Raw genomic sequence first — 21,344 nt, 5'->3', positions numbered from 1 at the left:
ATGTTACGTAAACGTAGCCAAATCCGTGATTACAAAGCAGAAGCACGACTATTTACTAATCGTGCTTTTGTTGCGTTTGCGGGGATCATAGTCATGATATCGATGTTGGTTGTTAACCTGTACAACATTCAGGTCAATCAATATCAAGACTATAAAACCCGCTCTAACGATAACCGCATCAAGGTCGTTCCAATCGCCCCTAACCGTGGTTTGATTTACGATCGTAATGGTGTACTTCTTGCCGAAAATCGCCCGGTTTTCAACCTAGAAATCACACCAGAAAAAATCAAAGATATGGATGACACGCTCGTCCGTCTACAAGAATTAATCGAGATCCCGCCAGAGCGTATTGAACGATTTGATCGTGATCGTCGCAATTCACGACGCTTCAAGTCAGTACCTATTCTGAATCAACTTACCGAAGAACAGGTTGCGATCTTCTCTGTAAATCAACATAAGTTCCCAGGCGTTGAAGTTACAGGTACGCTAAAACGCTTCTACCCTTATGGAGATGTGTTAACTCACGTGATTGGCTACGTATCGCGCATCAATGACCGTGATATGCAGCGCTTGGTTCGCGAAGAGAAAGACGCCAATTACCAAGCCACTCGCGACATTGGTAAACTTGGTATTGAGCGCTACTACGAAGACATGCTTCACGGTACCGCTGGCTATCAAGAAGTCGAAGTAAACAGCCGTGGACGAGTCATTCGCACACTAAAATTTGTCCCTTCGGTTCCGGGTAAAGATATTGTACTTAACTTAGACATCAATCTTCAGTTATACGTGCACAAACTGCTCGATGGACGCCGTGGCTCTGCCATCGTTCTTGACCCGAAAGACAATGGCGTGTTAGCTATGGTATCAAGCCCAAGCTACGACCCAAATGCATTCGTACATGGTATTTCGTCTAAAGGTTATAACGCCCTACTTCAAGACAAAGACCGCCCTTTGGTTAACCGTGCAACGCTAGGTATTTATCCACCAGCATCGACGATCAAGCCATTCATTGCTGTTGCGGCTCTGCAAGAAGGTGTGATTACACCCAATACAACGCGTAATGACCCAGGTTATTGGAAGATCCCTAATTCAAAAACAAGACCATTCCGTGACTGGTTACGTTGGGGACACGGCGTCGTGGATATAGAGAAAGCGATTGAAGAGTCAGTGGATACTTTCTTTTACCAAATTGCTTTTGATCTCGGCATTGATCGCATATCCAAATGGATGATGATGTTCGGCTTTGGTGATTATACTGGCATCGATATTTATGAAGAAAGCAAAGCCAATATGCCAACTCGTGATTGGAAGATGGCAAGACACCGTGTGCCTTGGTACCAAGGTGACACCATCCCAGTTGGCATTGGCCAAGGCTACTGGACTGCAACACCAATGCAGATTGCAAAAGCCACATCAGTTTTGGTCAATGAAGGTGAAGTAACAGCACCTCACTTACTTCGTTCAACCATTGATAACGGTCGTCCATTCGATGAACAAATCATGTCGGACATTGAAACCTACCCACCGCTAACCGGGGTTAAGCAAAAGTATTGGGATATCGCGCAAGAAGGTATGAGATTGGCTAACCACGGTAAGAAAGGCACCGCAAGACGTTCATTCCAGAAGATGTCTTACCAAACCGCTGGTAAATCGGGTACCGCGCAGGTGTTCGGCTTAAAAGAAGATGAAGAGTACAACGCGGATGAAATCGCAGAGCACTTACGCGATCACGCCCTCTTTACGGGTTACGCGCCTTTTGAAGATCCTGAAGCCGTCGTGACTATCGTTCTAGAGAACGCAGGTGGCGGCTCTTCTAACGGCGGCCCAGTAGTAAGACGGATTTTAGACCATATTATCCTTGCAGAAGATTATCAAAGTGAGCCAATTAAATAATGAAACTTGATCCTTCAACTGGACGAAATAGAGCCCTATTCGAAAGGCTGCATATCGACTTACCGCTATTGCTTGGCATTCTGGTTTTAATGGGTTTTGCCCTACTGATCATGTATAGCGCAAGCGGACAAAGCCTTGCGATGATGGATCGCCAGGCGATGCGTATGGTTCTGTCTTTAGGTGTGATGATCTTCCTAGCGCAAATCTCACCTCGCACTTATGAGACCTTGGCACCACTGCTATTTGCAGGTGGTGTCATCTTACTATTAGGCGTGTTGTTCTTTGGTGAAGCCTCTAAAGGTGCACAGCGTTGGTTAAACTTCGGCTTTGTTCGATTTCAACCCTCAGAGCTGTTAAAGCTGGCGGTGCCTTTGATGCTGGCACGATTTATCGGTAAGCGCTCACTTCCGCCAACCTTCCAGACATTAGCGATCTCGCTAGTGATGGTATTTGTACCGACGATTCTAATCGCAAAGCAACCCGACCTAGGTACATCTATCCTTATCGCGGCATCCGGTATCTTCGTGATATTCCTGGCGGGTATCAGTTGGAAAATCATTGCTAGCGCTGCAATCGCGTTAGGGGCATTTATCCCAATCCTATGGTTTTTCTTGATGCGTGAATATCAAAAGGTACGTGTTAGAACCCTTTTTGATCCTGAATCAGATCCATTAGGTGCGGGTTACCACATCATCCAAAGTAAGATTGCGATAGGTTCGGGTGGTATATCAGGAAAAGGTTGGCTGCAAGGTACTCAATCTCAACTGGAGTTCATCCCAGAGCGTCATACCGATTTCATTTTTGCGGTAATTGCCGAAGAGTGGGGGATGATTGGTATATTGTTCTTGCTTGCTATCTACCTGTTTATTATTGGACGCGGCCTAGTGCTTGCGAGCCAAGCTCAAACCGCATTCGGTCGAATGATGGGCGGCAGTATTGTATTGAGCTTCTTCGTTTATATTTTTGTAAACATTGGCATGGTAAGTGGCATTCTACCGGTTGTAGGTGTTCCTCTTCCTCTAGTCAGTTATGGCGGTACTTCAATGGTTACCCTTATGGCTGGTTTTGGTATTTTAATGTCGATCCATACACACAGAAAAGCATTCTCAAAGGCGACCTAATCGATGTCTATTACAACGTTTCAAAAAAAAGCATCCTTGGTTGATGAGCTGCCAATCAAAAAAATAGCCTCTATCTTAGGGTTAGCGATTTTAATCAATGGCTGTTCTTCAAAACAGCCAACAGGCCGCTACGATATTGATTCAGATATTGCACCAGACGCACCGATCTCGGTAGAGCATCTCGAGGATGCTCACCCTCAGTATGAACCTTATAGTTTAGGTGGTAACACGGATTACACTCTGCGTGGTGAAGACTACAAGATCGTAAAAAAAACCGAAGGGTTTACTGAGAAAGGCAAAGCCTCTTGGTACGGTAAGAAATTCCATGGTCACTTAACGTCTAATGGCGAGATCTACGACATGTATTCGATGTCTGCGGCGCACAAAACATTGCCAATTCCAAGCTATGTAAAAGTGACGAATACCGACAATAACAAAACCACTATTGTGCGTATTAATGACCGCGGTCCATTCCATGAAGGTCGAATCATTGACCTTAGTTATGCCGCAGCTTACAAGCTCGATGTGTTGAGAACCGGCACAGCAAATGTTGAGATTGAAGTCATTACTGTAGCTATGCCAACTGATGCTAAGAAAAAGGCAGCTTTGCCGCAATTTATTATTCAAGTTGCCACATCTCCACATGAAGATAGAACAGAGAAGTTGGCCAAAGATCTAAGCGAAAAGCTAGAAGTAGCAACGTTCTTGCAGCCAAATGATGACAACTACCGTCTGATGGTTGGGCCATTTCATGACTATGCTCTGACTCAAGAAAAATTAGAACAAGTTAAGCTAATGGGTTACCCGTCAGCTTATATAAAAAAACACACCCTAACTCGCTAATTAATCTAACAGTTACTTCTGGTAATCAGCGCTCTGGTGTGACAGAGTGATTCTGTTAATATATGAATAGTTCACCAAATAATTGCACCCAAAATGATTAAATCTAATAAACTTGTTAAATCGATTTTTGCTACTTCTGTTGCTCTTTCTGCAACGATAGCTACATCGTCATTCGCCGCTCCTATTGTTGTTCCTGATGCACCTCAAATCGCCGCTAAAGGTTTTGTTCTGATGGATTACCATTCAGGCAAAGTACTAGCAGAGAAAGAGATGAATACCCAGCTTTCTCCAGCAAGTTTAACCAAGATGATGACGAGCTACGTAATCGGCCAAGAGCTCGAACGTGGCAACATCAACCTAAACGACGATGTTATCATCAGTGAAAATGCTTGGGCTAAAAACTTCCCAGATTCATCTAAGATGTTCGTTGAAGTTGGCACTACGGTTAAAGTTGAAGAACTGAACCGCGGTATCATCATTCAATCAGGTAACGATGCGTGTGTTGCTATGGCTGAACACATCGCTGGCTCTGAAGATGCATTCGTTGACCTAATGAACGCTTGGGCAAGTTCTATCGGCATGAAAGACACGCACTTTGCTAACGTGCACGGTCTAGACAACCCGAACTTATACTCAACGCCTTACGATATGGCACTGCTTGGTCAGGCGCTAATTCGTGATGTTCCTGATGAATACCGTATCTACTCACAGAAGAAATTCACTTACAACGGCATCACCCAATACAACCGTAACGGTCTGTTATGGGATAAGAGCATGAACGTTGATGGCATTAAAACTGGCCATACAAGCAACGCAGGTTACAGCCTAGTAAGCTCAGCAACAGAAGGTAAAATGCGCCTAGTTGCCGTTGTTATGGGCACCAAGAATGCGAACGCTCGTAAAACAGAAAGCAAAAAACTGCTTAGCTACGGCTTCCGCTTCTTTGAAACAGTGGCACCTCACACAGCCGGTGAAACCTTCGTAGAAGAGAAGATCTGGATGGGTAGCAAGGACACAGTGGCACTAGGTGTCGATGAAGATACTTTCGTTACCCTACCTCGTGGTCAAGCTAAGAACCTGAAGGCAAGCTTCGTTCTCGAGAAAGAGCTAGAAGCGCCAATCAGCAAAGGCGATGTGGTTGGTAAACTATTCTACCAAGTTGATGGTGAAGACGTTGCTGAATACCCGCTACTTGCACTTGAAGATGTAGACCAAGGCAGCCTATTTAGCCGTCTATGGGACTACCTAGTACTGCTATTCAAAGGTTTATTCTAAACGAGTTAAAGGTTTGTTCTAAGCAATACACAAACTTCTTGTCTAGCTAACCTAATGAGTAAATTACCTATTTAGTCATCAACGAAACAAAAGCCGCCATGTGCGGCTTTTGTTGATCTTGAGTTCGATGATATTTACACGTAATATTCCGCCTTATTACTCGTGTCTGTTGACCGAACACGCTTTTTATCGACATTTCGCCAATTTGCGAGAGTCTAGCCTTTTGGAGCTAATCATGAACATCAATTCTGATGCAAAACTAAAAGATCTCTTAGAGTTCCCTTGTTCATTCACTTACAAAGTAATGGGCTACGCTAAGCCAGAGCTTACTGAGCTAGTGCTAGAAGTGATCCAGCGTCATGCTCCTGGTGACTACAGCCCAACACTAAAACCGAGTGCGAAAGGCAACTACCACTCTGTTTCGATCAATATTACTGCGACTTCAATTGAACAAGTAGAAACGCTATACAAAGAACTGGGCGACATCGAAATCGTTCGTATGGTTCTGTAATCGACCATTACGTATAGAAAACAGCGGCTTATTGCCGCTGTTTTTGTTTGAAACACCCTATCTGACTCAAAATCATTCAACTTAGTTTTCAATAAATACAAAGAAAGTTGAAAAACCTTGCAGTCAGTCTGTAGTTAGAATCATGTTTCGCGTTTATAATGCGTTCACTTTATTAATCCTTGAGGGAGTGCAGCTTTGCAAAATAAGCTAATCGTAAAAAAATTAGGCCGTCAGGATTACGAACCTGTGTGGAAAGCCATGCATAAGTTCACAGACGAACGCACAGAAGAAGACGCAGACCAAGTTTGGTTGGTTGAACACAACCCTGTCTTCACTCAAGGACAAGCAGGCAAAGCCGAGCATGTATTAAATGCTGGTGATATCCCTGTCATTCAAAGCGATCGCGGTGGCCAAGTGACTTACCACGGCCCAGGCCAATTAGTGGCTTACTTTCTGATTAACATCCGCCGCAAGAAATTCGGAGTGCGTGATTTGGTTACTCATATCGAGAACCTCGTAATCAATACTCTGAAAGCTTACAATATAGATTCAGCTGCCCGACCTGACGCTCCTGGTGTTTATGTCGATGGCAAGAAAATCTGTTCACTCGGATTACGTATTCGACGTGGCTGCTCGTTCCACGGGCTAGCACTCAACGTCGATATGGACCTGTCTCCATTCCTACGTATTAACCCATGTGGTTACCAAGGTATGGAAATGGCGCAGGTAAGCCAACTTGGCGGACCAAGTGAACTAGAAAACGTTGAGCAACAGTTAATACAAGAGCTCGTAGAGCTACTCGGCTATGACCAAGTAGACATTCAAGCCACCAGTAACATTACAGCAGAAGCATAAAATCATGAGCAAACCAATCCAAATGGAAAAAGGCGTTAAATATCGTGACGCTGACAAAATGGCATTAATTCCCGTAAAGAATATGCCTGCTGAACAGAAAGAAGTTCTACGTAAGCCAGCATGGATGAAGATTAAACTTCCTTCAGACAGCCATCGTATTCAAGAAATCAAATCAGCAATGCGCAAAAACAACCTGCACTCAGTTTGTGAAGAAGCGTCTTGCCCTAACCTAGCCGAGTGTTTTAACCACGGCACGGCAACGTTTATGATTCTTGGCGCTATCTGTACTCGTCGCTGCCCGTTCTGTGATGTTGCCCATGGTCGTCCTGTTGCTCCTGAAGCAGAAGAGCCGAGGAAATTGGCTAAGACGATTAAAGACATGAAGCTGAAGTACGTTGTAATCACTTCAGTTGACCGTGATGACCTACGTGATGGTGGTGCTCAGCACTTTGCAGACTGTAACCGTGAAATTCGCGAACAGAATCCAAACATTCGCATTGAAACACTGGTTCCAGACTTCCGTGGTCGCATGGACGTTGCGCTTGATCTAATGAAAGACAATCCGCCAGATGTATTCAACCACAACCTAGAGACAGCGCCACGTCTATACCGTAAAGCGCGTCCAGGTGCGAACTACAAGTGGTCTCTTGATCTGTTAAGAAAATTCAAAGAGCAACACCCAGACACCCCAACTAAATCTGGTGTAATGATGGGGCTTGGTGAGACAAAAGAAGAGATCGTTCAAGTATTGAAAGATCTTCGCGAACATGGCGTAACGATGCTGACACTAGGCCAATACCTAGCGCCAAGCCGTCACCACTTACCAGTAGAACGCTACGTGCCGCCTTCTGAGTTTGATGAGCTGAAAGAGATTGCTCTTGAACTAGGCTTCACGCACGCTGCTTGTGGCCCGTTTGTACGTTCTTCTTACCATGCAGATCTACAAGCTCAAGGTATGGAAATTAAGTAATCACGATTGCTTAACTAAAAATACAAAGGCGCTGAATATTATGTTCAGCGCCTTTTTCTATATTCTTAGTGCCGCTAAAAACAACAAAGCCACTCATTAAGAGTGGCCTTAAATAGCAAATATAATGATGTAGCCGTTAGCTGGTCACTATCCGAAAGAAGCCCAGATTACCGTTGCGACTAAGATTGGGCACACGAACTTCACATACATCGGCCAAACCTTACCAAACCAGCCAAGCTGAAAATCAGGGCAACCTTGCTCAAGCTCTTTCACTTTTGAAGCTCGGCTCCACACCCAACCACCAAACAGACAGAACATCAATGCAGCGACCGGTTGAAGGTACTGGGTCGCAATCATCGCTACCATGCCAAACATCGCAGCAAAGTTGTAAACAATCACCACACTAAACAGCGCGATAGCACCACCAATCACCCAACTTGTTGGCGTTCGTCTCGTATTGAAACGCTCACTCACTAGCGCTACAGGCCCTTCAAGCATCGAGATAGAAGAAGTCAGTGCAGCAATCGTTAGTAGTAAGAAGAACACAATCGCAAAGATCTGACCAAGCACACCTAAACTATCAAACATCAACGGTAGAACCGTGAATACAAGCGTGTCAGAACTTAATAGTGAGCCATCTTCCGCATAGATTTGTACCCCTTTTTTCATCGCAACAAACATTGCAGGCATCACCACTAGGCCAGCAATAAAAGCGACAGCAGTATCCACCAAAGTTACGTTCATCGCCATTTTTGGTAGGTTCTCTTTCTTGCTTAAGTAAGAGCCATAAACCAACATAGAGCAACCACCAATGGTGAGCGAGAAGAAACCCTGTCCCATTGCCGCCAGAATCAGTTTTCTATCCCACACTTTCTCAAAGTCTGGAACTAGGTAATGTTTTAGGCCTTCCATCGCGCCAGATTGCGTCATGATGTAAACAAACAATAAACCAAATAAAACAAACAACGCAGGCATCAAACGAGTCGACCATTTCTCGATACCTTGCTTAACACCGCCCTGTACAATCAAAATCGTCAGTACGTAGAACGCAACAGTACCAAAGACATTACGATCAACGCTAAAGCCTTTAAACCAATCCGCAATCGCCTCTAGGCCAATCAGATCAGCGACTGCACCAATTAGGAAGCAGATCAACCAACCACCAACAATACTGTAAAACGCCAACACAGCGCTTGGTACACTCAGTCCAATCCAACCGACAAACTCACCGACTTTCTTACCCAAAGGGTTTGTCGTCAAAGATCGCATGCTATCAACTGGGTTTGCTTGGCCGTGACGGCCTATAGCCATCTCAACCACCAGCATAGGGAAAGCAACCACGAAGATCATGATTAGGTAAACAAGCAGAAAAGCACCACCGCCATTGCTCGCAACTTGAGTTGGGAAACCCCAAATATTACCCAAGCCAACAGCTGCACCAGCCGCTGCTAAAATAAAACCCAAACGAGAACTAAATAGCTCTCTTGAAGAGGAAGATTGTTGGTCCATATTGCCCGCGCAAAAATCAGTGAACTAGTTGAGAAGTACAGTAATCAAAAGCAATGATAGGCACAACCAATAAATGAACAATTCTCTAATTTTTACAATCAGTACGCTATTTAGAACCAAAAAATTAACAACAACCCAGTTCGATAGTTTTCCATCAATAGACACCAAAGGATTATCAACAAAGCCCGGCCACAAAATTAATACTTATCATTGAGTGAACAATACAAACAAAAAGAGCACCAACCGGTGCTCTTGCTATTCATAAGTCGATCCAGATTAGATCGTGAAGACTTGATAGTCTTTTAGGTTCGGAATGATTTGATGTAGCTCTTGCTCTTGCTCTGCCATCTCATCAAGTGAATCACAGAACTCAGTGCCTTCTTCTTCCATTTGCTGAGCATGTTCTTTCATTCGCTCTTCAACTTTAAGCTTTAATTCAGCCATGCTATCAGCCATTTCGGTCAGATTTAGTCCGCCGTCTTGTTTCATTTTTTCTGACATCGCATTAAAAGCGCTAGAGATAAATTCTTGGTTAAAGATTTCTTTCGCCTTCTCGAAATCTTCAGACCAGCCATTGGCCATCGAATCAAAGCTTTCTGCTGGTAACACCAACTCGCCATCTTTGTAGTAACGAGCTTCCAGTTCTGCAAAGTAGGTTTTCATTGATTCTTTTACATTATCAAATGACTCAGGCGAATCTAGGCTAGCGGCAATATCATCAATCACGTCATTGGCTAATGCTAAGCTCTCGTTAGCCATTTGCTTTGCACGAGGTAAATACTCACTCATGCTGTCACGATACTTCTCTATCGCAGCTTGTTGGTCAGCATCGAGCTCAACTTTCTCGCCATGGATATAGAGGTCATTGTTTTCATCGAAGACCGCAGTATCGCCATTCACCTGATGGATTTCGACTTTTTGGTCATCGATTCGTAATTCATTCTTCAAATCAACTCGACACTGCGCTGCAAACGTTGGCAGACTCACAACAGAGATTGCCGCTGTTAACGATGCAATTAATACACTGTTTTTCATAAATACATTGCTTTTCATAACATCCTCTCATCAATCTGACAGATTACTATACCCTTGGATTATGCTTCTTTGTCAGAGAAACGTTTTATATCTATTAGTCAGTTAGTTAGTCGATAGAGATAACTTCGTAGTAAAACTGTTTATCTGCGACTTTAAATTCAACCTCATCACCGACTTCTTTACCCATTAGAGCCTGACCAAAAGGTGCATTTGCCGTCACAATGGCAACTTCATTTTCATTCCATGTGACAGAAAGCCCCCCGACTCTCGGCCCCATAAAGAAATGTTTATATTGATCACACTCGTCGATGACCACAACATAGCTGCTCACCGTAATCTTCTCACTATCACGCAGCACTAAGTTACGATAATACTGAATGTCGTCCTCACATTCTTGCACCCTCACCGCTTGGCCATGGGCGAGATATGAAGCTTCTAGCGCCAATGTATCGTACTTATGCTCAGGCACTGTCTCTTCATCTGTCGCGGCGTCAATAGCACGCTGGGTAGCGGACTGTGCGATACGCAATCGGGATTCGAGTTGCTCTATGATTATTTGGCGAAGCTCAGACTTATTCATACTTTTGGAGTGCTTTTCTATAGGAGCTACAGAATAGAATTAGGTACAATCAGGTGCAAGACATTTGATTCATCAAGCGACGCGATCATAGACAGGCGAACGCTTTAGCATCAATACGACACTTAACAACTCAGGTAGAACACAAATGATTGAGCAGAAGCTAAAACAAGTATTCGGATTCGATTCACTGCGTAATGGGCAAAAGCAAGTCATTGATAATGTTCTATCTGGTCACTCTACCGCGGCCATATTCCCGACGGGCTCAGGTAAATCACTGTGCTATCAATTACCCGCGTTAGAGTTGCCGCACTTAACCTTGGTGATATCACCGCTGTTAGCTTTAATGAAAGACCAACTCGCTTTTCTGCACAGTAAAGGCATTAGCGCGGCCGCCATCGAATCTAGCCAAGACAGACAAACCACACAACAGGTGATGCAATCTGTGCGTAACGGAGACACCAAGATCCTCATGATCTCGGTTGAACGCTTGAAGAACGAGCGCTTTCGCCAATTTATCTCCCAAGTACCGATCTCACTGCTTGTGGTCGACGAAGCGCACTGTATTTCTGAGTGGGGACATAACTTTAGACCAGACTACCTGAAGCTTCCTCAATACCAAAAACAGCTCAATATTCCTCAGGTACTACTGCTCACGGCAACCGCGACAACCTCTGTTATCCAAGATATGAAGTCTAAGTTTGATATCGATGAGGAACGTGTTGTGGTTACTGGCTTCTATCGTCAAAACCTAGACCTTTCAATTCAACCTTGCGAACAAGCCAGTAAACTAGAAACATTGTGCAATGTCGTCAACCAAGCTTCTCTCGCTCCGACTATTGTTTATGTCACCCTTCAGCAAACAGCAGAGATGGTGGCTCAGCAACTTCGTAACGCTGGCGTAAATGCCGTGGCTTATCATGCAGGTCTTAAACCTGAAAACAGAGACGCCATTCAACATCAGTTCATGAGTGATGACGTCAACTGTATCGTGGCAACGATTGCTTTTGGTATGGGCGTGGATAAGTCCAACATTCGCCGAGTGATTCACTTTGACTTACCCAAATCGATAGAGAACTACTCGCAAGAGATCGGCAGGGCTGGTCGAGATGGGCAAGCGTCTGAATGTATTTTACTGGCTAACAAACATGGTTTAAGCACACTCGAGAACTTCGTTTTTGGTGATACGCCAGACAACATATCGATCCAAGCGGTATTAAAAGAGATCTACGAAAATCAAAACATTGGCGCTTCTGGCTCGAATCAATGGGAGATCATGCTTAACCAGCTATCACGTGAGTCCAACATTCGTCAGTTACCGCTAAAAACACTACTGGTGTATCTTGAAATTGAAGGCGTGATTGAGCCGAAGTACAGCTACTTTGCTGATTACAAATTTAAGTTCATTCGTCCGAAACAACAAATCACCGAACAGTTCCAAAATGAACGCCGTCAATTTGTCGAAGCGATTTTCCAATGCTCTCCTCAAGCAAGAGTGTGGTGCCAAGTCGATTTCGATGCGCTTTGGACTCACTTCCAAGCCGATCGTCAGCGCGTGATTACGGCTATCGACTACTTCAATGAACAAGGCTGGATTGAACTGGAAAGCAAGCAGATCACCGATGTCTACGCGATCCACAACACCTCTGAAGATATGATGCAACTGTCAGAGCGCCTTACAGAGTTGTTTAAAGCAAAAGAGCACAGCGAGATAAACCGTCTTAACCAAATGCTGAATTTTTTTGAGGCGGATACTTGCCTAAGCTCACGTCTTGCGAGTTACTTTGCTGATGATAAGGCACCAACAAACTGCGGTCATTGCTCTGTATGTCGGGGAGAAGTGGCTATCTTACCAACCGTTGATGTTGACCCTGTCGATGATGATAAGGTGATGACATGGATACATGAGTTTGTTTCTGCTAGCCAACAACTGATTACCGACGAGGCAATTACTCGCTTCTTATGCGGAATCGCCACCCCGCTTTCAACCAAGCTTAAAGCCAGTAAAATGGTCGGTTACGGTAAGCTAGAACAGCAACCATTCAGTGATACCTTAGCGCGAGTTAAGCAACTTCCTAGGTAACCCAACTTCCTTGTTTAGAAAAAACCGACTAGGTTATCAAATCTAGTCGGTATTCAAACACCAACACTTTCAACAACATCTCTAAGTCTAACCTCTCAGCCTCTTCCCCTAAAAGAAACTCAACTGACGCATTTGGTCTTTGGGTTGCAGCATTACGCTTAAACCAAGCAGGCGTATCTCTCGCCCCTGTTGTCTTTTCAGTATTTCACTTAGCAGTTCTTTGAAGTGTTCACGATCGAGAGAGGTGTGGATGTGTTCAATCGTGGTTTGTTGAAAGTCGGCGAACTTGAGCTTAATGCCCTGTTTGATGATCGCTTTGCTTGGGCTGGCTTTTTCTAAGCGAGTTTCGAGTTCAGGAAACAGCTTGTCTTCGATTACCTGCCAACATTCTGCGTAGGTTGAAATGTTTTGGGTGAAGGTGCGCTCTACGCCTACCGATTTTCGCTCGCGCTCGATGATAACTTCTCGATCATCAATGCCATGACTGCGCTTCCAGAGTGATGCACCTTGACGGCCAAACTTGAGTAGCAGGTCTCGATAGTCAGACTCCTTGATATCCTTACAAGTAAAAAAACCTGCTTGATGCAACTTTTCAATACTCACCTTGCCGACACCAGGAATCTTTTCAAGTGGTAGCTCATCGATCACTGATTGCACGTCTTGTGGAGGGATAACAAACTGACCATTGGGCTTATTCAGATCCGAGGCTACTTTCGCCAAGAATTTAATCGGCGCAATTCCTGCAGAAGCGGTCAGGTTAAGCTCATTCCAGATATCACGGCGAATCGACTCGGCAATGAGTGTTGCCGAGCCGTGACATTGCTTAGAATCGGTGACATCAAGGAAAGCTTCATCCAAAGAAAGAGGCTCAATGACTGATGTGTATCGAGAGAAGATTTCACGGATCTTTTTAGATATATCGACATAGACCGACATTCTTCCCGGCACAACCAATAGATTAGGACAAAGCTGTAGGGCTTTTCCTGTCGGCATTGCAGAGCGAACACCAAACTTGCGGGCTTCATAATTACAGGTGCTCAAAACGCCGCGTTGCTTTTCATGCCCACCAACAGCTAACGGGCGATTTCGGTAAGCAGGGTTATCACGCATTTCTACAGCCGCGTAAAAACAATCCATATCGACATGAATTATTTTTCTTACTTTCTCTTCACCCGCGCTACACATCTAGGAATTACTCGACCTTACAACTGTATCTATAAACAGTATAATCCAATTATTATCAGATTTAAAACGATCTCGAGTCCAGCTAAAGAGGTTTCGCTTCAATAGCCATGAGCTCTTCTGATACTATTGTTAACGAGTATTTAGTCTATAAGTAGGGATCGCTTGTGAGTGAAAAAATACTAGTAGTGGAAGATAGCCGAGCATTTCGCAACTACCTGTACCAACAGCTGAAAAATAGCGGTTATGAGGTAGCAGTTGCTGAATCGATTGCAGAAGCAAAAAACATCTTGGAACAAGAGACGGATTTCTTGTGTGCCGTATTGGATTACTGCTTACCTGACGGGCAAGACGGTGAGATCATTGATCTCGTCTTAGGCTATCAACAGAAAATAATTGTTCTTACTGGGATGTTCGACAATCAACTGCGAGAGCAAGTCCTAGCCAAAGGCGTTATCGATTACATACTAAAAGACAGTATGTCATCAGTAAGCTACCTACTTCCTCTGGTTCAAAGAATTTCGAATAATCGCCACCACAAAGCATTGGTTGTCGATGATTCAGCGGTCGTTCGCCGTTACATAGCTCAACTTCTAGAACACCAATATATCCAAACTATCCAAGCCGAAGATGGCGAACAAGCATTAAAGCTTCTTCATAACGATCCCGATATTACGTTCGTTGTTACAGACCATGATATGCCTAAGAAAGACGGTATAGCGATGATCCGTGAGATTCGACGCGATCACGACAGAAACCAGTTGGCTATTCTAGGATTATCGGGCAGCGATGATCGCACCATGACAGCGCGATTCCTTAAAGCGGGGGCTAACGACTTCCTTTACAAGCCTTTTAACCAAGAAGAGTTTTTCTGCCGTATCCACCAACTGCTTGATATGAAAGAAGCGGCCAATGAGCTGTTTCGACATGCCAACGAGGATGCTCTTACTGGCTTATGGAATCGTCGCTACTTGTTCAATCATCCTTGTAAGGGCTGCGATCAACGAAACATCGCGATGATGGATATCGACTTCTTTAAGAAAGTGAATGACACCTTTGGCCACGATGGTGGTGATGCTGTGCTGATCGATGTGGGGAAAATCATCAAAGATCATTTCAAAGACGATGTCGCTGTGCGCTTCGGTGGTGAAGAGTTTTGTATTCAGTCATGCGGTGCGTTTGAGAGCTTTGTTGACAACTTAGAGTCCATGAGAGAAGCCATTGAAAGCCATGTTGTTGAGCATGACTCTCAAAGAATCAAGGTCAGTATCAGTATCGGCGTAACCGATTTAGACGCGAAGCTAGATGAGCAGATCAAAGCAGCTGATGAGCTTCTTTATACGGCAAAAGAGCAAGGTAGAAACCAATTAGTGTTTGCGCGTAACAGCATGCAAATCGAACAATAGTCATTCGCTTCTGTTTCCATCGTTAATCAACCAAGATTAATTGCTAGACCTTAAAACCAAAAAAGCTCAAGACGGTAATCTTGAGCTTTTCAATTTGAGGGCATAGATAACTCTACCCCTTATGACTGTCACCAATTAAGCGATACGGTCTTTACTCCAAGCAGATTCTTTTTGTTGACGCTCAGCCAGCTTCTCTTCACGATAAGCTTCACGTGCTTCACGCTTCTTACGCGCGTCACAAGGCTCAGGGCAGTTACATACTTTATCAATACCAACAGCACCCAAACCGCCACAGCTACCTTTCACAACTTTCTTTTGGATAATGTAGCCAATTGACATCGCTGCGATTACTGCAAGAAAAACACCAAATGTAATCAGAAATGTATTCATAATTATCTCGCTTACCTTATTTACCTAAGTATGGCTTAAATGCTTCAGAAGCAATTTCTTTAAAGCCATCTGCTGTTTTTACCACCATGAACACTGGGATGTTATGTTGGTTTGCGACTTCCATTCCTTTTTCCTCACCTAAGACCATAAGGCCAGTAGATAAGCCGTCTGCAGTCATTGAAGACGGGTTTAAAACAGTCACAGAAACCACTTTATGATGAAGAGGCTTTCCTGTTTCTGGGTTGATGATGTGTGAGTAACGAACACCATCACGCTCAAAATAGTTGCGGTAGTCACCAGACGTTGCGATCGCCATATCACCAGGTTCGATGATCTCTTGAATGTTGCGCTCGTCAATACTTGGCTTTTCGATGGCAATACGCCAGCCTACGCTTTCGCGGTTTAGGCCTTTCAAACGGATTTCACCGCCGACTTCTACCATGTAGTTGTGAATACCAATGGAATCAAGGTAATCAGCAACAACATCAACGCCCCAACCTTTTGCAATGGTTGACAGGTCGACATACAAATTAGGCAAGTCTTTAGTTAGCTTGTTGCCTTCAACGCTCAAGTGATGAATACCAACTTTAGCTTTACGAGCAGCAAGCTCTTCATCTGATGGAACTACTTCCGGACGAGCTTCAGGACCAAAACCCCAAAGATTAACTAATGGACCAACCGTAACATCCAACGCTCCTTCAGTAAGACCGTTCAAACGAATGGCTTCTTTCACAACAATAGCGGTTTGTTCAGAGACTTCGAATGCGTCAGCGCCTTTGTGTTGGTTGAAACGGCTCAGCTCTGAATCTTCACGATAAGTCGACATTTGATCATTCACTTCTTCAAGTAGACGATCGATCTCAGTATGAACTTCATTAGACTCAGGAAATTCATCACCATTGATGTATTTAATATTGTAACTGGTACCCATAGTCGGGCCACTTAAATGCACTTGCTCTCTTGCCTGCTCGCAGCCCGCAAGAAAAATCAAAGAAGTTAATGCAACAAGCCAAATTCTCACTTGCTTACTCCTGTCTAATGTTGAGGATTTATATAAGGAAAAATAAGAGTAAAAAATAGGTATTTTGAATGCCTTACTCTTTCTTATATAAGCCAGTATGTTGTCAAAAATAGTCTTAGAAAAACAAATGGCTGACTCGTGAGAGTCAGCCATAATATCAATCACTTAAATGGATTAACCACCGAAGTCATCTAGTAGGATGTTTTCATCTTCTACACCAAGATCTTTCAGCATGCCGATAACAGCCGCGTTCATCATTGGTGGACCACACATGTAGTACTCACAGTCTTCAGGAGCTTCGTGATCCTTCAGGTAGTTTTCGTACAATACGTTGTGGATGAAACCTGTGTAACCGTCCCAGTTGTCCTCTGGTTGAGGATCAGACAGAGCACAGTGCCACACGAAGTTCTCGTTTGCAGCCGCTAGGCCATCGAAATCTTCAATGTAGAACATCTCACGCTTAGAACGTGCACCGTACCAGTAAGACATCTTACGAGTAGAGTTAAGACGCTTAAGTTGGTCGAAGATATGTGAACGCATTGGCGCCATACCTGCACCACCACCGATGAATACCATTTCATTGTCTGTGTCTTTAGCAAAGAACTCACCAAATGGACCAGAAATAGTACATTTGTCGCCTTCTTTAAGAGACCAGATGTATGAAGACATCACACCAGGAGCTACGTCAGGGTTGTTTGGCGGCGGAGTTGCGATACGCACGTTAAGCTTGATGATGCCTTTCTCTTCTGGGTATGAAGCCATAGAGTAAGCACGGATCGAATGCTCTTTAACGATAGACTCGTAACGGAACAAGTTGAACTTATCCCAGTCACCACGGTATTCCTCAGGAATATCGTAATCTGCGTATTTCACGTGATGTGGTTCAGCTTCAATCTGAATGTAACCACCCGCGCGGAACGGAACTTCTTCACCTTCAGGGATCGCTAGAGCAAGTTCTTTGATGAAAGTAGCTTCGTTGTTATTCGAGATAACAGTACATTCCCACTTTTTAACACCAAAGATATCTTCGTCTAGTTCAATCTCCATGTCAGTTTTCATAGCAACTTGACATGCAAGACGTTCGCCTTCGCGAGCTTCACCTTTTGTGATGTGATCAAGTTCAGTTGGAAGGATGTCGCCACCACCAGACTTAACTTTTACACGACACTGACCACAAGAGCCACCGCCACCACAAGCAGAAGATACGAAGATACCAGCGCCAGCTAGGGCACCAAGTAGCTTGCTACCAGGTTGAGTAACGATCGCCTTTTCAGGGTCGCCGTTTACAGCAATAGTGATGTCACCTGATGGTACTAGCTTAGACTTAGCGAAAAGAATCACTAGTACTAGAGCCAATACAATAATGGTAAACATCGCTACGCCAAGAATAATGCTTTGCATTTGTTATTCCTTATTACTGGGTGCTTACCCTACAGTTGAACACCAGAGAAAGACATAAAGCCTAACGCCATCAGGCCAACAGTAATGAACGTGATACCAAGGCCACGAAGACCTGGAGGTACGTCAGAGTACTTCATCTTCTCACGGATACCCGCAAGAGCAACGATAGCTAACATCCAACCCACACCAGAACCGAAGCCGTAAACAACAGATTCAGCAAAGTTGTAGTCACGAGTTACCATGAAAGATACACCACCAAAGATTGCACAGTTAACTGTGATCAGTGGAAGGAAGATACCTAGTGCGTTGTACAAAGGTGGGAAGAAACGGTCTAGAACCATCTCTAGGATTTGTACAAGTGCCGCGATAACACCGATGAATGCGATGAAGTTAAGGAAACTTAAATCGACACCTTCAACAAGCGCGTTTTCTTTCAGGATGTGTGTGTAAACAAGGTTGTTTACAGGAACAGCGATTGTAAGTACTACAACTACCGCAACACCAAGACCAAAAGAAGTTTTAACTTTCTTAGATACCGCTAGGAATGTACACATACCTAGGAAGAAAGAAAGCGCCATGTTTTCGATGAAAATCGATTTAACTAGCAGACTAATATAATGTTCCATGACTACCTTACCCCTTCGCTTCTACTTGTTCTGGTTTGAACACACGAATTGCCCAAATCAAGAAACCAATTAGGAAGAATGCAGAAGGTGCTAGAAGCATCAAGCCGTTTGGCTGATACCAACCACCGTTGCTCACTAGAGGTAGTACTTCCATACCAAATAGTTTGCCAGAGCCTAGAAGCTCACGGAAGAAACCAACAGTGATAAGAACGAAACCGTAACCAAGACCGTTACCAAGACCATCGATTAAAGATGGGATTGGTGCAGACTTCATTGCGAATGCTTCAGCACGACCCATTACAATACAGTTAGTAATGATTAGGCCTACGAATACAGATAGCTGCTTAGAGATATCGTATAGGTATGCTTTAAGCACTTGGTCTACCACGATTACTAATGATGCGATAATCGCCATCTGAACGATGATACGCACACTGTTAGGAATGTGGTTACGGATCAAAGAAACGAAGAAGTTAGACAGAGCAGTAACAAACATTACCGCGATAGTCATAACAAATGCTGTTTCTAGCTTAGTGGTTACCGCAAGAGCAGAACACACACCAAGAACCTGTAGCGCGATTGGGTTGTTGTCCAACACCGGCGCTAAGATGCTCTTTTTAATTTCTTTTGCACTAGACATTAGTTCAGACCTCCGTCACGAACTTTTGCTAGGAACGGACCAAAGCCCATATCACCTAACCAGAAGTCAAATGTATGTTGAACACCAACGCTAGTCAGTGTTGCACCAGAAAGGCCATCTACACCGTGCTCAGAACCTTGAGGAGCGCCACCTTTAACAACCTGAATAGCAGGTTTGTGGTTTTCGTCGAATAATTTCTTACCAACGAATTGAGCTCGCCAAGATGGGTTCTCAACTTCACCACCAAGTCCAGGAGTTTCACCTTGCTCGTAGTAAGTGATACCAGAAACTGTGTTGCCATCAGTTTCTACCGCAACGAATGCGTACATCATTGACCATAGACCGTTACCGTGAACAGGGATGATAACTTTAGAAGTTTCAGCACCATCTTTCACAAGGTATACAGTACCCGTGTTAGCACGACGAAGAATCTTAGCGATGTCATCTTCAGCTGAAAGCTTGACTGACTGAGCTGGATCTTTTGCCGCTTTACGTTGGTCGTATGCAGCAGCATCGCCGTCAACGAAATCGCCAGTAGCGAAATCAACTAGACGAGGTTCAATGTTCTCTGCGTACAGTTCAGGGATATTACCCGCAAGTTCAATGCCCGCAACTTCAAGGATCTTAGTTTGCTGATCCAGAACCGCGTTAGCTTGTTGCTTAGGTTTAAGAACAACTGCAGCTGTTGAAACGATGATTGAGCACACTAGGCTCAATGCGATAACAACAAACAGCGTCTTTTTAATGCTATCGTTATTACTTGCCATAGCGCGCTAGTCTCCGCTTAATGTTCTTCTCGATTACAACGTGGTCAAACAGAGGAGCAAATAGGTTTGCGAATAGAATCGCAAGCATCATGCCTTCTGGGTATGCAGGGTTAACTACACGAATCATTACACACATTGCGCCGATTAGGATGCCGTACCACCACTTACCTTTGTTGGTAAATGAAGCTGATACTGGGTCAGTCGCCATGAAGAACATACCGAATGCGAAGCCACCTAGAACTAGGTGCCAGTGCCAAGGCATGCTGAACATTGCGTTAGTATCAGAACCGATCACGTTAAACAGCGTAGACACAGCAATCATACCGATCATTACACCAGCAATGATGCGCCATGAAGCGATACGCATGTAAACGATCATCGCTGCACCAATCATAAGTGCTAGAGTCGATACTTCACCGATAGAACCTGGGATGTTACCAATGAATGCGTCCATCCAAGTGATTGCTTCACCAGATGTTACGTTCATTAGTGCGCTACCGCCGCCTTGAGCCCATTGGCTAAGAGCAGTTGCACCAGAGAAACCATCTGCAGCAGTCCAAACTACGTCACCTGAAATCTGTGCAGGGTATGCAAAGAATAGGAACGCACGGCCAGCAAGTGCAGGGTTCAGGAAGTTACGACCCGTACCACCGAAGATCTCTTTAGCGACTACAACACCGAAGGTAATACCTAGTGCCGCTTGCCATAGAGGAAGTGTTGGCGGAACGATAAGCGCGAATAAGATAGAAGTAACAAAGAAACCTTCGTTTACTTCGTGCTTACGCACCATACAGAACAGAACTTCCCAGAAACCACCAACGATGAATACCGTTGCGTAGATAGGTAGGAAGTATGTCGCACCAAGTAGCATCTTGCTGCCAACACCTGCATCGGATCCTAAGGAGGCTCCAAGCATTTCGGTTAGCCAGTAGTGCCAGTTACCACTGATAACAGATGCTAGTTCAGCGCCTGCGTACATATGGTTAAGTGCTGCGATAGCTTGGCCACCCGCGTTGTACATACCCCAGAACATTGCTGGGAATACCGCGAACCAAACCATGATCATGATACGTTTTAAATCAACGCTATCACGAACGTGCGAGCTTTTCTTTGTAATAAGACCTGGCGTGTAGAACACTGTCGCTGCTGCTTCGTAAAGCGCAAACCACTTCTCGTGTTTACCACCTGGCTCAAAATGATGCTCGATGTCTTCAAGAAACTTTTTAAGGCCCATGAAAA

At 44.4% G+C, this 21,344-nt stretch carries 20 protein-coding genes; 9 read left to right on the top strand and 11 right to left on the bottom strand.

The window, feature by feature from the left end; translation table 11 throughout:
• The 7 genes from mrdA to lipA all read left to right on the top strand — a co-directional run bounded on the left by mrdA (nt 1) and on the right by lipA (nt 7,468).
• The gene (mrdA, locus tag OQJ75_RS11690; RefSeq protein WP_265970910.1) at nt 1–1,893 is read left to right on the top strand and encodes a penicillin-binding protein 2; all 1,893 of its coding nucleotides are present in this window, start codon (nt 1–3) and stop codon (nt 1,891–1,893) included.
• A complete protein-coding gene (rodA, locus tag OQJ75_RS11685) occupies nt 1,893–3,014 on the top strand; it encodes a rod shape-determining protein RodA (RefSeq protein ID WP_248388094.1) in 1,122 nt (373 codons plus the stop codon). The genes mrdA and rodA overlap by 1 nt, the downstream gene beginning before the upstream one ends.
• Nucleotides 3,015–3,017: 3 nt before the next feature.
• A complete protein-coding gene (locus OQJ75_RS11680) occupies nt 3,018–3,857 on the top strand; it encodes a septal ring lytic transglycosylase RlpA family protein (RefSeq protein WP_265970909.1) in 840 nt (279 codons plus the stop codon).
• Nucleotides 3,858–3,950: 93 nt separating this feature from the next.
• Nucleotides 3,951–5,132, top strand: coding sequence for a serine hydrolase (locus OQJ75_RS11675; RefSeq protein WP_265970908.1), 1,182 nt, complete (start codon nt 3,951–3,953; stop codon nt 5,130–5,132).
• 232 nt (nt 5,133–5,364) lie between these two features.
• Nucleotides 5,365–5,643: a DUF493 family protein YbeD gene (ybeD, locus tag OQJ75_RS11670; RefSeq protein WP_029223455.1), complete on the top strand. Its 279-nt coding sequence runs from the start codon at nt 5,365–5,367 to the stop codon at nt 5,641–5,643.
• Between the two features lie 195 nt (nt 5,644–5,838).
• Nucleotides 5,839–6,498 carry a lipoyl(octanoyl) transferase LipB gene (gene lipB / locus OQJ75_RS11665; RefSeq protein ID WP_105024453.1) on the top strand — a complete coding sequence of 220 codons (660 nt, stop codon included), beginning with the start codon at nt 5,839–5,841 and terminating at the stop codon, nt 6,496–6,498.
• 4 nt (nt 6,499–6,502) lie between these two features.
• Nucleotides 6,503–7,468, top strand: a complete 966-nt coding sequence (gene lipA, locus OQJ75_RS11660; RefSeq protein ID WP_265970907.1) for a lipoyl synthase — start codon at nt 6,503–6,505, stop codon at nt 7,466–7,468.
• A gap of 147 nt (nt 7,469–7,615) precedes the next feature.
• Here lipA and OQJ75_RS11655 read toward each other — a convergent pair whose 3' ends face one another.
• From OQJ75_RS11655 to OQJ75_RS11645, 3 genes are all read right to left on the bottom strand, one after another.
• Nucleotides 7,616–8,977 (bottom strand): sodium-dependent transporter, encoded by a 1,362-nt coding sequence (locus OQJ75_RS11655; protein ID WP_265970906.1) that lies wholly within the window; start codon nt 8,975–8,977, stop codon nt 7,616–7,618.
• A 276-nt stretch (nt 8,978–9,253) separates the two neighbouring features.
• The gene (locus OQJ75_RS11650; protein ID WP_265970905.1) at nt 9,254–10,030 is read right to left on the bottom strand and encodes a YggN family protein; all 777 of its coding nucleotides are present in this window, start codon (nt 10,028–10,030) and stop codon (nt 9,254–9,256) included.
• Between the two features lie 88 nt (nt 10,031–10,118).
• The gene (locus OQJ75_RS11645; protein ID WP_265970904.1) at nt 10,119–10,592 is read right to left on the bottom strand and encodes a GreA/GreB family elongation factor; all 474 of its coding nucleotides are present in this window, start codon (nt 10,590–10,592) and stop codon (nt 10,119–10,121) included.
• A 145-nt stretch (nt 10,593–10,737) separates the two neighbouring features.
• Here OQJ75_RS11645 and OQJ75_RS11640 point away from each other — a divergent pair, with 145 nt between their 5' ends.
• A complete protein-coding gene (locus tag OQJ75_RS11640) occupies nt 10,738–12,672 on the top strand; it encodes a RecQ family ATP-dependent DNA helicase (protein WP_265970903.1) in 1,935 nt (644 codons plus the stop codon).
• 108 nt (nt 12,673–12,780) lie between these two features.
• Here the strand turns inward: OQJ75_RS11640 and dinB are convergent, their stop codons facing one another.
• A complete protein-coding gene (gene dinB / locus OQJ75_RS11635; protein ID WP_265970902.1) occupies nt 12,781–13,857 on the bottom strand; it encodes a DNA polymerase IV in 1,077 nt (358 codons plus the stop codon).
• A gap of 164 nt (nt 13,858–14,021) precedes the next feature.
• Here dinB and OQJ75_RS11630 point away from each other — a divergent pair, with 164 nt between their 5' ends.
• Complete coding sequence (locus OQJ75_RS11630; protein WP_050619909.1) at nt 14,022–15,260, top strand: response regulator; 1,239 nt, start codon at nt 14,022–14,024, stop codon at nt 15,258–15,260.
• 135 nt (nt 15,261–15,395) lie between these two features.
• On the opposite strand, the gene nqrM is transcribed toward OQJ75_RS11630, so the two are convergent.
• The 7 genes from nqrM to OQJ75_RS11595 form a co-directional block, all read right to left on the bottom strand.
• Nucleotides 15,396–15,650, bottom strand: a complete 255-nt coding sequence (gene nqrM, locus OQJ75_RS11625; protein ID WP_265970901.1) for a (Na+)-NQR maturation NqrM — start codon at nt 15,648–15,650, stop codon at nt 15,396–15,398.
• A gap of 16 nt (nt 15,651–15,666) precedes the next feature.
• Nucleotides 15,667–16,671: an FAD:protein FMN transferase gene (locus OQJ75_RS11620; protein ID WP_048607978.1), complete on the bottom strand. Its 1,005-nt coding sequence runs from the start codon at nt 16,669–16,671 to the stop codon at nt 15,667–15,669.
• Nucleotides 16,672–16,845: 174 nt separating this feature from the next.
• Nucleotides 16,846–18,072 (bottom strand): NADH:ubiquinone reductase (Na(+)-transporting) subunit F, encoded by a 1,227-nt coding sequence (gene nqrF, locus OQJ75_RS11615; RefSeq protein ID WP_017631923.1) that lies wholly within the window; start codon nt 18,070–18,072, stop codon nt 16,846–16,848.
• Nucleotides 18,073–18,101: 29 nt separating this feature from the next.
• Nucleotides 18,102–18,698 (bottom strand): NADH:ubiquinone reductase (Na(+)-transporting) subunit E, encoded by a 597-nt coding sequence (gene nqrE, locus OQJ75_RS11610; RefSeq protein ID WP_009848375.1) that lies wholly within the window; start codon nt 18,696–18,698, stop codon nt 18,102–18,104.
• Nucleotides 18,699–18,705: 7 nt separating this feature from the next.
• Nucleotides 18,706–19,338, bottom strand: a complete 633-nt coding sequence (locus OQJ75_RS11605; protein WP_008223083.1) for an NADH:ubiquinone reductase (Na(+)-transporting) subunit D — start codon at nt 19,336–19,338, stop codon at nt 18,706–18,708.
• Nucleotides 19,338–20,105 carry a Na(+)-translocating NADH-quinone reductase subunit C gene (locus OQJ75_RS11600; protein WP_265970900.1) on the bottom strand — a complete coding sequence of 256 codons (768 nt, stop codon included), beginning with the start codon at nt 20,103–20,105 and terminating at the stop codon, nt 19,338–19,340. Before OQJ75_RS11600 ends, OQJ75_RS11605 begins: the two co-directional genes overlap by 1 nt.
• Nucleotides 20,095–21,339, bottom strand: coding sequence for an NADH:ubiquinone reductase (Na(+)-transporting) subunit B (locus OQJ75_RS11595; protein WP_122046917.1), 1,245 nt, complete (start codon nt 21,337–21,339; stop codon nt 20,095–20,097). The genes OQJ75_RS11600 and OQJ75_RS11595 overlap by 11 nt, the downstream gene beginning before the upstream one ends.
• Nucleotides 21,340–21,344: the final 5 nt, after the last annotated feature.

The organism is Vibrio sp. 14G-20, assembly GCF_026241515.1.
Classification (GTDB): domain Bacteria; phylum Pseudomonadota; class Gammaproteobacteria; order Enterobacterales; family Vibrionaceae; genus Vibrio.
The sequence above is the reverse complement of the archived record's forward strand: the minus strand, read 5'-3'. Positions and strand labels throughout refer to the sequence as shown.